The sequence below is a fragment of the Weissella confusa genome, assembly GCA_041871065.1.
GTDB classification, from domain to species: Bacteria; Bacillota; Bacilli; order Lactobacillales; family Lactobacillaceae; genus Weissella; species Weissella confusa_A.
The window spans coordinates 258,719-275,547 of sequence record CP168942.1; the positions used below are offsets into that span (position 1 = coordinate 258,719).

Annotated in this window: 13 protein-coding genes; all 13 read left to right on the forward strand. The window is 45.1% G+C overall.

The window, feature by feature from the left end; all coding sequences use genetic code 11:
* Positions 1 to 99 precede the first annotated feature (99 nt).
* The 13 genes from ACAW68_01025 (at position 100) to helD (ending at position 16,743) form a co-directional block, all read left to right on the forward strand.
* Positions 100 to 2,097, forward strand: a complete 1,998-nt coding sequence (locus tag ACAW68_01025) for a WxL domain-containing protein (protein ID XGA16184.1) — start codon at positions 100 to 102, stop codon at positions 2,095 to 2,097.
* Positions 2,098 to 2,431: 334 nt separating this feature from the next.
* Entirely contained in the window at positions 2,432 to 3,694 is a 1,263-nt protein-coding gene (locus ACAW68_01030; GenBank protein XGA16185.1) for a UDP-N-acetylglucosamine 1-carboxyvinyltransferase, read from the forward strand.
* Positions 3,695 to 3,955: 261 nt separating this feature from the next.
* Positions 3,956 to 4,339 (forward strand): hypothetical protein, encoded by a 384-nt coding sequence (locus ACAW68_01035; GenBank protein XGA16186.1) that lies wholly within the window; start codon positions 3,956 to 3,958, stop codon positions 4,337 to 4,339.
* Between the two features lie 51 nt (positions 4,340 to 4,390).
* Positions 4,391 to 5,143, forward strand: a complete 753-nt coding sequence (locus tag ACAW68_01040; protein ID XGA16187.1) for a WxL domain-containing protein — start codon at positions 4,391 to 4,393, stop codon at positions 5,141 to 5,143.
* 103 nt (positions 5,144 to 5,246) lie between these two features.
* A complete protein-coding gene (locus tag ACAW68_01045) occupies positions 5,247 to 5,918 on the forward strand; it encodes a WxL domain-containing protein (GenBank protein XGA16188.1) in 672 nt (223 codons plus the stop codon).
* A gap of 34 nt (positions 5,919 to 5,952) precedes the next feature.
* A complete protein-coding gene (locus ACAW68_01050; GenBank protein ID XGA16189.1) occupies positions 5,953 to 6,777 on the forward strand; it encodes a WxL domain-containing protein in 825 nt (274 codons plus the stop codon).
* Between the two features lie 101 nt (positions 6,778 to 6,878).
* Complete coding sequence (locus tag ACAW68_01055; protein ID XGA16190.1) at positions 6,879 to 8,132, forward strand: DUF916 and DUF3324 domain-containing protein; 1,254 nt, start codon at positions 6,879 to 6,881, stop codon at positions 8,130 to 8,132.
* A gap of 6 nt (positions 8,133 to 8,138) precedes the next feature.
* Entirely contained in the window at positions 8,139 to 8,915 is a 777-nt protein-coding gene (locus ACAW68_01060; protein XGA16191.1) for a class A sortase, read from the forward strand.
* 179 nt (positions 8,916 to 9,094) lie between these two features.
* Complete coding sequence (locus tag ACAW68_01065; GenBank protein XGA16192.1) at positions 9,095 to 10,678, forward strand: DEAD/DEAH box helicase; 1,584 nt, start codon at positions 9,095 to 9,097, stop codon at positions 10,676 to 10,678.
* A 167-nt stretch (positions 10,679 to 10,845) separates the two neighbouring features.
* Positions 10,846 to 12,330, forward strand: coding sequence for an alanine racemase (gene alr / locus ACAW68_01070; protein ID XGA16193.1), 1,485 nt, complete (start codon positions 10,846 to 10,848; stop codon positions 12,328 to 12,330).
* A gap of 10 nt (positions 12,331 to 12,340) precedes the next feature.
* Positions 12,341 to 12,703, forward strand: coding sequence for a type II toxin-antitoxin system PemK/MazF family toxin (locus tag ACAW68_01075; protein XGA16194.1), 363 nt, complete (start codon positions 12,341 to 12,343; stop codon positions 12,701 to 12,703).
* Positions 12,704 to 12,778: 75 nt separating this feature from the next.
* The gene (locus tag ACAW68_01080) at positions 12,779 to 14,107 is read left to right on the forward strand and encodes an NAD(P)/FAD-dependent oxidoreductase (protein ID XGA16195.1); all 1,329 of its coding nucleotides are present in this window, start codon (positions 12,779 to 12,781) and stop codon (positions 14,105 to 14,107) included.
* Between the two features lie 335 nt (positions 14,108 to 14,442).
* Positions 14,443 to 16,743: an RNA polymerase recycling motor HelD gene (gene helD, locus ACAW68_01085; protein ID XGA16196.1), complete on the forward strand. Its 2,301-nt coding sequence runs from the start codon at positions 14,443 to 14,445 to the stop codon at positions 16,741 to 16,743.
* The last annotated feature ends 86 nt before the right edge of the window (positions 16,744 to 16,829 follow it).

Consider the following 16,829-nt stretch of genomic DNA (forward strand, 5'->3'; position numbering starts at 1 on the left):
TCGTTACTATGTAAAAAGGGTGAACTATATATATGTGAGTGACAAACTTTTACTCACGGCGTGAATAAGACACCGTAAGCAAAAAAGCGAGGAAAACCAATGGGACTATTCATCAAAAGGCTTTCTAAGACTGTCATGCTGACCGCCACGTTGGGGTTGGTGATGCCAGTTTTGCCAACAACAGTATTTGCAGCCACAATTCCAGAACTAGCCACACAAACGGAAATTGGTAGTTCGAAAATTAACTTAACCACTCCGGGACAAATGGAAAAGGCGTTTATCACAGGCGGTGACAGTACACCGTTTAAGAATGGACAAGCTGATTTAACCCAGGGCTTGGAACAACAATTTGGGTCAGCATCATTTAAGTATTCAATTGACGTTTCGCAACCGTTTAAGTTCAAGGGTGTGTTGCGCACTAGCACGGGCGGAAATGCTCCGGGAGGCGGTTGGTTTGGCCCCAAACCTAAGCGCACTGGAGATGCATTTGGTGTCATGATGGCACCTGTGGCGCCGCACGAAATGGGGAATGGATCACGAGGAGGATTATTGGGAATTGGAAAGGATCCAAAGACGGGAACGGGATTTAATAATGCCCATTTTTGGGGAATTGACTTTCACTATAATCAGGAATGGCATGATGCGCCGATTTCAACAAATAATAATTCGCAGTATGCCTCATTTCGAGAAACTAATGCTAATGGTGACCTGCAGTATTACAACCCATCATACGATCAAGGTATGAAGGTTAAGCTAGATAAAAATGGGGATGATGTAGAAATTAACTGGAAACCGACTACGGTTACGGATACGCAAGTAACGGGAACACTATCTTCATCGGCGTTTAAAAATCAATGGTCAAAAACAATTAACGTGTACCGCAACATGGGATTTGGAGTGATTGCAGCAACTGGGCAAGATACATCAACCATGACGGTTGATATGCGTTCGTTTGAATTGCAACTGGGAACCTCCAACGTGACGTTTAAGGGTGTGCCGGCAGCTAATACGGTCGATACATCAGATTTTAAGGCGCCTGTCTTTTCACCGGCAGTCAAGCCGGCGCTGGTTGGTGCGCATGTGACCGTTTTGAGAGACGAAACAGCGCAAGCGGATGCTGCGAAGGATCCTAATTACGACCCAGACTATGTTTACTTGGCGCCTAAAGTTCAGGGTTATGAGTTAGCTGGTAAAAACCATGCAAACTATCTTAACTTTACGATTGGTAACGATGTTAACACCGAATGTGATTTAACGTATGAGAAGACCAGTGATGTGACGGTTAAGTACCAGTATGCAGCCAGTCGCGGACAATACTTTAAGCAGGTAACGCAGTCTGGTTATGATGGTGAAGCATATACAATTGATTCGCCACAACAAGCTGGTTTTACGCCAGCTGTGAAAACCGTTACTGGAAAGTTCGGCGATAAAAAAACGGTGGTTGTCACGTACTACCCAATTTATAACCGACCATTAAATCCATTTAATCCAAAGTGGGAGGACCCGGTCACGCCGGTTAATCCTGGGGATGGGTCCGATGTTCCAACGGACGCAAGCGGTCAATTAACACTTGATTATGCCTCGACTTTTGATTTTGGAAAGCAAAAGATTAGTGCTTTAGACCAAACCTATCATGCGACCGCTCAGACTTTTAGCGATGCAAACCACACTGGGCTGACCACACCGTTGTATGCGCAAGTCACAGATTTACGTGAGCAACCAGGAAAGTGGGCGCTACAGGTAAAGCTAGGTGAGCTGAAAAGTCAAACATCAAATACAACACTGTCGCAAGCCTATTTAGAATTTAAAGGGGCAGCGTTAGCGTCGACTGATGCGAACCAGAAGGGTGTGACAGCAATGGCGGATCAATCAGCGACCTTTGGTGACACCATTCAAATTATGTCGGCTGACAATGTCGGTGTTTGGGGGACGTGGCTAACACGCTTTGGTGGTCAGAATGATTTCGGAACGGATTGTGATGGTCGCAAAACGAATAGTGGTGTTTCGCTAGTTGTACCAGGAACGACCGCTAAGGCTGAATCCTATCAAGCCAATATGAACTGGATGTTAATGAACGTGCCAGGATCGATTAAATAAATCAGAAAACAGACCGATTATGTTTTGATGGGTCTGTTTTTGTATAAGCATATTCCCTTGTTATTCAGTAACTATAAATAAGTAATGAGAACTGTATGGAATATAACGAGTATGATAATTCGGTAATTTTAAAGTAAAAGTTATAGGTTGATATTAGGTGCCGACTTTTCTTGTTATTCATATAAATGTAATGTAGACTTGTACAGTACGTTGTTTAGAAGTTAATAAAACTTCCCGGTTGATGATAATCAATCGGTATGCACGTTACGAATATATGAAACATGAACGGGCCTGATAGGCATAAAAGAAATAAGGCTTTTATAAGGGTGAAAGAATGAAGAAGTTGGTTATCCATGGTGGACGCCGACTCAGTGGTGAAGTGACAGTTGGAGGCGCAAAGAACTCTACTGTTGCCTTGATTCCAGCTGCAATTTTGGCTGAGACACCAGTGAAGTTTGACAGTGTGCCAGATATTCTAGATGTATACAATTTGCAAGTTATCTTGGAGTCAATGAACGTTAAGTCTACTTTTGTAGGCGGCGAATTGATGATTGACCCAACTGATATTGTTGAGGCGGAGTTGCCATCTACGGCAATTAAGTCTTTGCGTGCCTCATACTACTTTATGGGATCTCTATTGGGTCGCTTTGGCCGCGCAACGGTAACGTTCCCAGGTGGTGATAATATTGGACCTCGTCCAATTGACCAACACATCAAGGGGTTTGAAGCCTTGGGTGCAACGGTACGTGAAGAAAACGATACGGTTTACATCACGGCTGAAAACGGTTTGAAGGGTGCTCGCATCTTCTTGGACATGGTCTCAGTTGGTGCCACGATGAACATCATTTTGGCTGCTGTACACGCAGAAGGCACGACCATTTTGGAAAATGCCGCACGTGAGCCAGAAATCATCGACTTGGCAACGTTCTTGAACAACATGGGTGCACAAATCCGCGGTGCTGGAACGGACGTTATTCGTATTACGGGTGTGCCTAAGTTGGAATCAAAGAATACCCACACGATTATTCCTGACCGTATTGAGGCAGGAACTTATTTGGCATTGGCTGCCGCGCAAGGTGATGGTGTTTTGGTTAAGAACATTATTCCGGAGCACTTGGAGTCATTTACGGCTAAGATGATTGAAATGGGTGTGGACTTGGATGTTCGTGAAGACAGCATCTTTGTGCCAAAGGTTGAAAACCTTAAGCCAATCCACATTAAGACGGCACCGTTCCCTGGATTCGCTACTGACTTGCAACAACCAATTACGCCACTTTTGACATTGGCTGAGGGTGAGAGCATTATTTCAGAGACGATTTATCCAGAGCGTACGCGTCACATTCCAGAGCTTCAAAAGCTTGGGGTAGCGATTGAGAATCCTGAGTACGGTGTTATTACTGTTGCTAACAGCAATAACTTCCACGGCGCAAGCGTTGCCGCGGCTGAGATTCGTGCCGGCGCTGCGTTGGTGACGGCTGGATTGATGGCTGATGGTATCACTGAAGTGACAAATGCTGAGCACGTTTTGCGTGGATATGATCACATTATCCACAAGCTAACGATGTTGAATGCGGATATCCAAATAGCAGAAGATTAATGATGAACACACACAATGCGATTCGGCGTTGTGTGTGTTTTAATATATACGGCAAAGCATCAGTCTCGAACATTTGGGACTGGTGCTTTTTTGCGCAGACACTTAATTTTTAAAAATTAAAAAACTGCCACGAACGGTTTGTAAGTGCGCCTTATTCAAAGCGATTGCCAATATTGCCTGCCAAACAATTTACACTAAGGGTGTACAAATAGGTAAAGACTATCTGTAAACCAAACTTATTGTGAGGGGAGGATAAATTATATGAAAGTTAAAGCACTTTTGATTGTTGCTAGTACGCTGTTTGGTTTAAGCGTCGCAACGGTGGGGTATACGGAAGATACGCCTGCCAACGTAGTTTCTACTGAAACTTATCAAACGGATGGTGTGGCCCGCTTTAGTGGACACTACACTTACCCAGATGATCAAGTGAACGGCTCGGATGATACAGCCCAAAACACGGTCTACCAACCAAACGATAATACAAATCCGTATTATAAGCAGGCAAACGAAAAGAATGGTACACCGGTGTTGCCGAACACGGGTAGCGAAACGATGCTAGAGCGATTTAGTTTGCCGGTGTTGTTAACATTCATTGCCACTGGACTTTATTTCGTTAACGGTAAGAAATTTAGCCAACACGGTTAATTTATCCACATTTTGACCCTTTTAGACACATTCGAAGCGAGGAGAAAAAATATGTCTAAAACTGTTACATTATTTGCCGCATCGGCAATGGCAACGCTGGGAGTAACTGCGAGTGTATACGCAGCGCCCGTCTCAACACTTGATTCAACGGCACAGGTGACGTTTATTCCAAACGATCAACCATCTGGACCGTTGGATCCAAACAACCAAGATCCGACCAATCCGGTTAAGCCAGTGGATCCTAATAATCCCAACAAGCCTGATAATCCTAATGCGGGACCTTTATCACTTGATTTTGCGTCATCATTTAATTTTGGTAAGAACAAAATTACGACAACTGATGAAACGTATTATGCAGAAGCCCAAAAATTTACGGACAGTCAAGGAAATACCACGACAGGTCCAAATTATGTGCAAGTTACTGATAATACCGGTGAGGATAAAGGTTGGGTGCTATCCGTAACGCAACAAGGTGATTTGACGGACAACAAGAATTCGCTTGATGGTGCAGTGATTACGTTGCATGATGCGAACGTAAAGGGAATCGCAGGAACTGGCGCAACTGCACCAATCGTTGCTGCGAACGATATTGCCTTGGAAAAGGGCCAGAAGAAGTTGGTTATGACAGCCGCTGCGAACAGTGGTCAAGGAACGTGGTTAACGCGCTTTGGTAGCAACAAATTAGCTGACGATAAAGCGGTCAGTTTGTTTGTCCCTGGTAAAGCAGTTAAGCACGCGGCAACATATTCAACTACTTTGAATTGGAGTTTGGAACAAGTTCCAACGAATACGCCCATCAAGTAGTACAAAAGACAGGGGTAAAGCATGACAAATAAACTGATTACGATTACAAGTGTCGTAGCGGTTTCATTACTTAGTCTTGCAAGTGCGGTGACCGCAGATGCAGATGAGTATCAAACTAGCGGCACAGTTGGATTCATCCCCAGCACTGAGGTGGTACCACCTCAGTGCTGGGGATGAACCCGAGGACGAAGTAACACCGGTTGATCCAACGCGACCAGATGGTAAGCCAGAACCTGGTATGCCGGGTCCGTTGTCAATCGATTTTGCCTCAAGTTTTAACTTTGGTACGCATGCAATCACTAATAAGAATGTTAGTTATGATGCTGAAGCGCAAGAGATTCAAACACGGGGTAAAGATGCCTATGTGCCTGATTATGTGCAGGTGTCTGATTACCGCGGTAATCGTGCAGGTTGGACACTGCAGCTTTCGCAAAATGGCCAATTTAAGACGAATGATGCAAAACACCCTTCAGTTCTTGATGGTGCAGTTATTTCATTAGACGACTCATACGCAGTTGGATTAACGAATGCTATTGCACCAGATACGTATAATACAGCCTTGTCGCCTGATGGCAGCAAGACTGTTGTTATGGAAGCTGAAAAAGGTGAAGGAACAGGGACATGGATGATGCCTTGGGGATACGATGGTGACTTGAAGCCGGACAAAGAAAACGGTGGTATGCTCATCGACCCAAAGGTATGCTTATCAATTCCTGGTACGACGCCCCGTGATGCCGCAACATATACAACGACATTAACGTGGACACATTATTAATGTCCCATTACAACAAAAGTAAGGAACAATCATTATGAAGAAGCAAGTAACTCTTTTTGCAGGTGTAGCTCTTGCTACGTTAGCCGTCACTCAAACGCCAATTCTAGCGGCGCAAATGTCTGATTATAAGTCAACAGGAACTGTTACTTTCCAACCGTCAAAGGATACAACCAACCCGGTTGATCCGACGAATCCAGACCCAGACAAGCCGGTCAAGCCAACGAATCCAGATGGTACTGACCCACAAGCGCCACAAGCTGGCCCTTTGTCGATTGATTTTGCTTCATCAATTGATTTTGGTATTCAAAAAATTACATCAAAGACCGAAACTTACCAAGGTAGTGCGCAACAATACACGACGTTTGATGGTAAGAAGACAACTGGACCTGATTATGTGCAAATGACAGATAATCGCGGATCGTTTACGGGTTGGACGCTGTCAGTTAAGCAAAACGGTCAATTCAAGGGACAAAACAGTAATGCTGTTTTGGATGGTGCTGAAGTCACATTTGGCAACGCAAATCACCTAGGAATGACGACAGCATCAACAAACGCAACGGACATCACGGCGCTAAAGTCATTTACGCTGGATCCGTTGTCTGGTAATGCCATTAACATCATGTCTGGCGCGGCAGCTAAGAATGCTGGTGACACAAACGAAACTGGTGGTACACACTTGATGCGTTTTGGTGACGCAACAGACATTGTTTCAACGGAAGTTAACGCTGATGGCTCAAAGCGTGGTGACACTGATAAGGCTGTCACACTAATGGTGCCAGGTAAGACGGATAAGATGGCAGATAAGTATGCGACAGAATTCGAATGGATCCTAAGCGACATGCCAACTATCGTTAAATAGAGAATATTTTCGCATGATAAATGAGAAGTGGATGGTGAAGGAAAACTTCTCCGTCCATTTTTTATTAAGACAGAATAAACGCCTAAGAAAGAGAAAGAGACATGAATTTAACAAAGAAGATTAAGCGCAGTCTGATTACCGTAGCTAGCCTAATTGCGACGGCTGGCATTGGTGTATTAGTGAGTAGCCAACCAGTATCAGCCAATCAACTAACCTTTTCAGTTATGCCGGTTTTGCCAGATAACCAGGTAGATAAGACTGATGGTTTCTTTAATTTGAAGCTTGGTGCAGGTGAATCAGAAGATTTAACGTTGCGTTATCAAAATAACACGAAGCGTCCAGTGACGGTGACAACTAAAGTAGCGCCAGCTAGCACAAACAACAATGGTGTTGTCGAGTATGGCCTAAACAAGATTAAGGCTGATAAGACCCGTCAATTTAATATGCAAGATTTGGTGAATGTACCGGAAAAAGTTGAGTTAGCGGCCGGTGAGACGAAAGAGGTTCCCGTCCATGTTTCTATGCCAAATCAAGCGTATGCCGGAATTATTGCCGGCGGATTAACGTTCTCGGATGAGACGCAAAATCAGCAAAATATGGATGTTAAGTCTACCGGAATGGCGATTAAAAACATCTATTCATTTCAATTAGGATTGCTGATGCGCCAGTCAAAGGATGCAGCATACAGTGATGATCAAATTCAAAAATCCGGCTTGAAGATGCATGAAGTTAAGCCAACTCAGATTAACTATCGAAATGTTGTCACTGCAAATTTGCAAAATCCATTGAATGTGTACGTTAACCAAATGGCGGTAACGGCCAAAATTTCAAAAGTCGGATCGTCAAAGGTCGTTTACCAATCTAAAAAAGACAATATGCAAATGGCGCCGAACACCAATTTCAATTACCCGATTGCGTTAGGAGCTGGGGAAGCCATGAAGCCGGGAAAGTATAAGCTTGACTTGATGGCGTATGCGGACAAGAACCCAAAGGGACAGTTTACAACGACAGACTTCAATACAAAGGGCGCCGATACGTATACGTATATGTGGCATTTTACAAAGACGTTTGAAATCAAGGCTGACACAGCAAAGCACTTCAACCAAAAGGATGTGACGATTCAACCGTTTAACTGGGAGTTACTAGTCATTGTGCTTGGTTTGCTATTGTTGTTGTTAGCGTTGTTCTTGTGGCTATTTGTCTTTAAGCGTCGCAAGGATGAGGAAGAAGTTGAAATTGAAGAAATTGTGCATGATCAAAATGGACAAGAATTGCCCATTATTCGTACAACCACGATGAAGGAATATAAGCGTCTTGTTAAGAAAGGAAAACAAGTCCAGATTGTAGAGCGTTAGTGAAAAATGGGAAAGCAAAGTTTTCAACACAGTAAAAAAATAAAAACGGTTATTATTGTGATTCTAACATTGGCGGCGGTACTGTTTTCTGTACCGTTTCTGCAGGATTTTTATACCTGCTATGTTAAGTCAACAACATCTGTAAAGTATGTGTCGAAACTGCCAAAGGTTATTCAACCGGCCGAGACAATTCATGCGCCGACGTTACAGACTGTGATGAACATGAATACGCACGCTAGGACAGCCGTCGGACGTGTTGTGATGCCATCGGTAGGACTTGATGATGATATTTATGCTGGATTAACGAACGAAAATTTGTTTTATGGTGCCGTAACACTCTTTCCAAACAGAACGGTACGCAAGCACAACCTGGTGTTGATTGGACACAATATGGGGCACACAAAGGTGCATTTCGGTGTGTTGGAGGGCGCTAAGGTCGGTCAGAAGGCGTACTTGCAATACCTTGGTAAGTACTATCAATATACGGTTTACAAAACATCGACAATTTTAGAGACCGAAATTAATAAAGTGAAAGATACAGTTGATTCGGAATTAAGCTTAGTCACCTGTTCAGCACCAACGCGAACGCCAAAGCGTATTTTGGTGCAGGCAAAACTTGATGGTGAAATTACTAAACCGCGAAGTCAAGTCTATATGCAGCGGTCCCACATGAACATGGCAAAGAATACACAGAAATCAGTAGTCGGATACGACTTCTGGCCACTCTTTGTCATCTGGCTGGTCTACTTGCTTCTTGTTATTTTAGTTATTGTGTTGAAGTGAGTATGGCTAATTCACTTGCTAATTAGTTGTTAACAAGATAAGATGGATAAGTTACAAAAAGGACTGTTGCCAAAATCAAACGCAGTACGGACGCCGGATTGTGTCTAGTTTGAATTTTGTTCGTAGTTCGCGATATATAGAGCGCGATTGACTCCGCAATCGCAACTGGAGGAAATATTTTGAAGTTTTCAGAGTTGGGTCTTACACAAGACCTATTGACGGCCATCGAGAAGCATGGCTACGTAGAGGCCACGCCAATCCAGGAACAAACGATTCCTTTGACCTTGGCTGGTAAGGACGTTATCGGACAAGCCCAAACGGGTACCGGTAAGACGGCCGCATTCGGTTTGCCAATCTTGGAAATGATTGACACAGACAGCAACCAAGTACAAGCCCTTGTTGTCTCACCAACACGTGAATTGGCTATCCAAACACAAGATGAGCTATTCAAGTTGGGACGCGATAAGCGCGTTAAGGTACAAGCTGTCTTTGGTGGTGCAGATATTCGCCGCCAAATCAACGGTTTGAGCCACGGTGCTCACATCGTCGTTGGTACGCCAGGACGTTTGATCGACCACATCAACCGTGGCACGATTAACTTGTCTAACGTTAAGACTTTGGTCTTGGACGAAGCCGACGAAATGTTGAACATGGGATTCCTTGAAGATATCGAATCAATCTTGAAGGCTGTTCCTGATCAACGCCAAACGTTGTTGTTCTCAGCAACGATGCCACCTGCTATCAAGCGTATCGGTGTGCAATTTATGACGAACCCAGAGCACATCCAAATCGCTGCCAAGGAATTGACGACGGATTTGGTTGAGCAATTCTACGTTCGTGTACGCGACTTTGAAAAGTTCGACACGTTGACGCGCATCTTGGATGTGCAACAACCAAAGTTGGCTATCATGTTTGGTCGTACGAAGCGCCGTGTTGATGAATTGACACGTGGTTTGGAATTGCGTGGCTTTAACGCTGCCGGAATCCACGGTGACTTGACGCAACAAAAGCGTTCACAAGTTTTGAAGCAATTCAAGAACGGTGAGATCAAGATTTTGGTTGCCACTGACGTTGCTGCTCGTGGTTTGGACGTTTCTGGTGTTGACTACGTTTACAACTTCGATATTCCACAAGATTCAGAATCATACGTTCACCGTATCGGTCGTACTGGTCGTGCCGGTGCTACTGGAACTTCTGTAACGTTTATCTCAAACGCTGAGATGGACTACTTGAAGGACATCGAAAAGTTGACTAAGAAGCGTATGCAACCATTGAAGCCACCTACTCGTGAAGAAGCATTGGCTGGCCGTATGTCAGTTGCTGCTGATTCAGTTGAAGATGTCATTGCGGCAACTTCAGGTGCCGTTGACTCAGAAGTCATCGACAAGTTGGTTGAAAAGTACGATGCCAAGACTTTGGCAACGGCCTTGTTGGGTGCAGTTGCTAACGTTGCTGAGATGGACACTGAGTTCACGTTGTCACGTGAGCGTCCATTGCCTCGCAAGCGTTCTGGCTTCGGTGGTGGTTCACGCAACGGTGGTGGATACCGTGGTGGTCGTCGCGAAGGTGGCGAGCGTCGTGGCGGTGGATACCGTGGCCGTCGTGAAGGTGGTCGTGACGGACGTGATGGCGAGCGCGGACAACGCGAGCGTCGTTCATTCGACCGTGGTTCACGCACTGGATCAGGTGACCGTTCACAACGCGGTCGCTCAGGTGCACCACGTCGTCAATCACGTGACTTTGTCATCAAGAACAACGACTAATTAATAACAAATGAAACCTCTGTTCAATTCTATGTTGAACGGAGGTTTTTTATTGCTCTGAAAACTGGCATATTGTTGTTTGCTTATTTTTAGTTTGGTTGAATGATGTTACAGTAAAATGACGATAAACAGCGTATAATGAAACAATAATCTAGGAGGAAGTTAGCATGATAATCGGACAAGGCATTGATGCCCAAATGATTAGTGATGTGACACGATTGGCGGAACGCCGACCAAAGTTTATTGACGTCATTTTGACGCCAGCAGAGCGCGAGGTTTTTGATAAGCGTAAGGGCAAGCACCAAATGGAGTTCTTGGCTGGTCGCTTTTCAATTAAGGAAGCATATAGCAAGGCCGTTGGAACAGGAATTGGTGGCGAAGTTCGCTGGCATGATATGGAAATTGTTCCAAACGAAGCTGGACAACCAGTCATGGTTAAGCACCCCAAGCAAAACGAGGCGGTGGCACATATTTCAATTTCTCATACAGGTGATACCGTACATAGTTCAGTTATTTTGGAGTCGTTGGCTTCTTTACACCAACCGGTCAGTGAGCGACGTCCGGCTTGGCTCGAAATTTCCGAGTCAGCGCTGGCTCATAACGTAGCTTATATTCGTGAGCTGACCGGCGCCGAACGCTTTTTTGCCGTTGTAAAGGCGAATGCTTATGGTCATGGTTTGCCACAAATCGTTAAGGCAGCTGAAGATGCAGGCGTTGACGGGTTTGCGGTGGCAACGATTGACGAAGGTATTTGGTTGCGTCACTTTGGTATCAAGAAGCCCATTTTTATTCTTGGTGTAACACCGGCTGCGTATGTTGCTGATTTGGCGACCTTTGAATTGATGCCCGTTGTTGCAAGTGAAGCCTGGTTGGATGAAGCACTTGACCTTTTGCCGGCCGATAAGACATTGATTGCATCAGTTGGGGTTGATACTGGTATGGGACGCATTGGTATTCGTGACCGTGCCGAACTTGAGCGCGTCGTCGCAAAGCTAAATGATGCAGAAAACGTCGAATTCAAGGCGATTGGAATGCACTTTGCGACCGCTGATGGTGGCAACACAGCATACTTTGAGCAACAATTACAACGTTGGCACGAATTGACTGATGGTCTTGATTTGCCAGCCAATATCTGGCGTCACTTAGCAAACTCAGGGACATCATTGTGGCACGAGCAACCAAGTACTGATTTGGTTCGCGTTGGTGCCGGCATGTATGGCTTTGATCCGTCACAAGGTGAATTGGCCATGCGTGAGATTCAACCGGTCTTGTCATTGAAGGCTGAGTTGGTTCACGTGAAGCAAGTTGAAGCGGGTGCATCAATCTCTTATGGTGCAACATATACAACTGACGAACCAGAATGGATTGGCACGTTGCCAGTTGGTTATGCTGATGGTTATCCACGCGCATTGCAAGGCATGACCGCTTTATTGCCGGATGGTCGTGAAGTTGAATTGATTGGCCGTATTGCGATGGACCAATTAATGGTCAAGCTACCAGAAGAGTTGCCAGTGGGAACTGTGGTAACATTGATTGGGTCAGTTGGCGATAAGGCAATCACGTTGGTTGATCTTGCAAACAAGATGGGGACAATTCCGTATGAAATTGCCACGGGATTGTCACCACGTTTGCCACGAAAGTTAGTGAAGTAGAGAGAGTAGTATGGCAAATCGACATGATATTAAAAGAGGAGACATCTTCTTTGCCGATTTATCACCGGTAGTTGGTTCAGAGCAAGGTGGGCAACGTCCAGTTGTGATCATCCAAAATGACGTTGGTAATCAGCACGCGCCGACTGTCATTGTTGCACCCATTACGGCGCAAATTTCAAAACCCAAGATGCCAACCCACGTGGGCTTGCCATCTGAGTTAGAGAATACCGGTATTGCACGCGATTCAGTTATTTTATTGGAACAAATTCGCACAATCGACAAGCGTCGGTTGCAAGATAAAATTGGTTTAGTGCCGGGTCACTTAATCGCTAAGCTTGATCAAGCGTTGGTGATTAGTTTGGGGCTCGTTTAAAACACCCTTATTTTGCATAAGGGTTGCTGTTAACTGTTAAAATAATGACATTATAAAAAGAAGGAGGGCATACTCGTGGAACACTTTAATGTTGGTGTTATTGGTTCAGGACCTGCTGGCTTGTCAGCAGCCTTTCCATTACAAGCAGCTGGGCAATCAGTTGTTATTGTTGAAGAGTATCTCTGGGGCGGTACCTGCCCTAATTATGGTTGCGATCCTAAGAAGGTTCTTTTGGCTGCAGTAGAAGCTAAGGAACAAGCTGAGTGGATGCAACACACAGGTTTGATTGGTCACAATGAGATTGATTGGCCTGCCTTGATGGAACACAAGATGGCCTACACGGATCCAGTTCCTGCACGTAAGATTGCGGGACTTGATGATGCCGGCATTACCCACAAGTATGGTCACGCCTACTTTGTGGATGAGCACACGGTTTCAACTGGTACGGAAACGTTTACGGCTGACAAGTGGATTATTGCCACTGGTGCCCGTCCAGCTCGATTGGAAGTGCCTGGTGATGAATTCTTGCACGACAATGAAGACTTCTTGAACTTGCCTAAGATGCCAGAAGAAGTAGCCTTCATCGGTGCTGGATTCATTGCCATTGAGTTTGCTGGTATTGCCGCAGCAGCCGGCGCAAAGGTTCACGTTGTGGCTAAGCACGATGTGATTTTGCGTGAGTTTGATCAAGATTTGACGCAAGATTTGATTGCGCAAATGGAGAGCAAGGGTATCACGTTCCACTGGAACTTTGATACAGCTGCCGTTGAAGAAACCACTGACGGTCGCTTCGATATCGTTGCTGCTGATGGACGTCGTGTCACAAGTGACATGCCATTCATCGCTGCTGGTCGCGCTGGTAACACTGAAGATTTGAATCTTGAAGCTGCTGGTGTTGAAGTTGCTGGTAACGGTATTAAGGTAATGTCTGACTTGCGTACCACTAACCCAAACATCTTTGCGGTTGGTGACGTCGCAGAGTCACCAGTGCCAAAGTTGACGCCAACTGGTGCCTATGAGGCACGTTATGTAGCTGGTTTGTTGACTGGTACTGAGCCAGAAGAAATTTCATATCCGGCCATTCCAACGATGGTGTATGGTTCACCAAAGTTGGGTCAAGTTGGTATGTCAGCTGTTGAAGCTGAGTCAAAGGGCATGGAGGTTAACTCAATCGACATGACACCTTGGCTAGCATACTGGCGTCACAAGGAGCCAATTGCTAAGGCTAAGGTTGTCTTGAACGAAAAGGGTGTTATCATTGGTGCGACGGTATTGAGTGCTGAAGCTGATGAGTTGTTGAACTACTTCACGGTAGCCATCAACCAAAAGCAAGACAAGTGGGCAATTAAGCACAACTTGTACTCATACCCATCAATCGCATCAGATATGGGCTTCTTCGCTTAATAAAGATGAAATTAACGAGCAATCAGTGTTGAACTGGTTGCTCGTTTTTTGCTTACTAAAAAGCGATGTTCACAATTTCCTCACATTTATAAGGGAAATCATTCACTATTTATACTTACAATAAATTATGTTAAAAAGTTAGTAGAGAAGCTTTTTACGCTTCCGGCGTGTTGAACGTTGGCCTCTTTTAGCAGGTAGAGTGGCTAAGAGGGTGAAAGAGAAATGGTTGTAAAGCATCGGGTGGAGAGACCCGGTGCTTTTTCCATTTGCACCGGTTTTCTGGTGAAAAAGCGTTATAATAGTTGAATTGAATATACGAAAGTGAGGGCCGAAAAATGCATGCAGACCAACCCGCTGAACAAAAGCGGCTCGATAAAGTGGTTGTCGAAATCGACGGGCAACTCGAACGTGCTAAGGAAGCCTATGCGCAAGCTCACTCAGAAACACGTGCCGTTGAAGGAAACTATATTGCCAATACGTCAATTAATACCTTCGAAGTCGATGATGCGATGGAAACGAATGCCGAAATCCAACAGCAACGTAACATCGTGGCCCGTGTAACTGAAACAGAAAACATTATGCGAAAGACGGTCGATACGCTGACGATGCTACGACCTAGTCCGTATTTTGGTCGCGTCGATATTGATGAAGAGGGCGATAAAGATACCTTGTATATCGGCTTGGCCTCAGTGCAGGATAAGATTGGTGATTTCCTCGTTTACGATTGGCGTGCGCCAATCAGTGGAATTTACTATAACGGAACACTTGGTGCTGTGACATATCCCACACCAATGGGTGAACAGGAAGCGGAACTACTAAAGAAGCGTCAATTTACGATTGAAGATGCGCAAATCGTTAACATGTTTGATACCAATGAAACTGTCGGCGATGAAATGTTGCAATACGCCTTGGGACAAGAAAACGACTTGACCATGCGTAATATCGTGGCGACGATTCAACAAGAACAAAATCAAATTATTCGTGATACGACGAGTGATTTGCTGGTCGTGCAAGGTGTCGCAGGATCTGGTAAGACCTCAGCGATTCTGCAACGCATCGCGTTTTTGCTATTCCATGCGCGTGAAGAATTGAATTCGGATCAGATTGTATTGTTCTCACCAAACCGATTGTTCTCAAGCTATATTGCTGATGTTTTGCCATCTTTGGGTGAACGCAACATGCGCCAAGTGACGCTGGCTGAATTTTTTAGTGCACGTCTACAAGGATTGCAAGTGCAAACACTATTTGAACGTTATGAAATCGGTCAGAGTGAAACAACGGTGGCCAGTCTTAAGGTTCGTGAAAAACTTGAGAGTGCCCGAGTCGTTGATGATTTGACGGCCTTTGTTGAGCAACTAACACCTGAGACATTGCGCTTTGACAATATCTACTTTGAAGATGAAGTGTTCTTTGGTAAAGAAGCCATGACCCGTGTGTTTGCTGAGTTCTCAGACAATTACTCGGTTCGTGAACGTATTCAAATGACGCAAAAGCGCTTTATGGAGCGTTTGGAACGTCGCATTGATCAATTGGTGAATGAAGACTGGGTGTTGGAAGAGTTGAATAACTTGGATGACCAACAGTATCGTGATTTGCTGGGAGATGAGCTGGCTGAGCAAGTTGCCGAAGAAGAAGAAATGGGTGACGCAATCAACATCGCGGCGAAGCGATTGTTGCAACGTGAATTCCAGGTTGTCGATGATGCGTTGTATAACATGCACTTCTTCGATATCTATAACCAATACGGTGACTTTTTGGCCTACATGGCTGAGCGTTCTGAGTTGGATACCGAATGGTGGCTAGCCAAGCGTGATCGCTTCCTACGTGAGCTGGAGTATCACCGCATTGACTTGGAAGATGCAGCGCCAATACTATTCTTACGCGATTTGATTACAGGTGGCGGGACGAATAAGTCAATGTTCTACGTCTTCGTTGATGAGATGCAAGATTACAGCATGGCACAATTGTTGTACTTGAAGCACGCGTTCCCAGCGGCCAAGTTTACGGTGCTTGGGGATGCTGAGCAGGCGCTGTTCCGCGATGTTGAGACACCGGCTGCTTTGCTGGCCAAGTACAGCCAAGCGTTCAAGGCGACTCACCCTAACTTGATTACGTTGAACAAGGCGTACCGTTCAACGCAAGAAATCATGGACTTTGCCAAAGCGTTGTTGCCGGACGGCGATAACATCATGGCGTTCACTCGACCAGGTGGAAAGCCAAAGTTAATTGTCACGACGGCGGATGAAGAAGAGCAGATGATTTGGCAGGCGGTTGATGAGCTGAAGGCGGAGCACCGAACAGTGGCGATTTTGACCAAAACCCAAGATCAAGCCGAGGCAGTTGCCCGCATGCTGCGCAAGTATCCCGAAAAGTTTCAATTGCTCCAAGCAAGTGATCGCACGCGTACATCAAACTTCGTCGTTATGCCAATTTATTTGGCTAAGGGATTGGAATTTGATGCGGTGATTGGATACGATGTGTCACAAATAAATTATCCTGACAGTGAAGCAACCGGCTTGTTGTACACCTTGGCATCCCGCGCCATGCACGCGTTGACTCTAATTAGTGTTGGACCGGTTTCTGGTTTGATTCGTGACGTGCAAGAGACATTAGATATTAGTGTTTTAGGTGATTAGAAAACAGGTAGTTTGTGCGCTTGTTATCGGGTGTAAAAACTCTTACAATGAACAATGACGAATTAGTTTTGACGGGGAACCGTTGA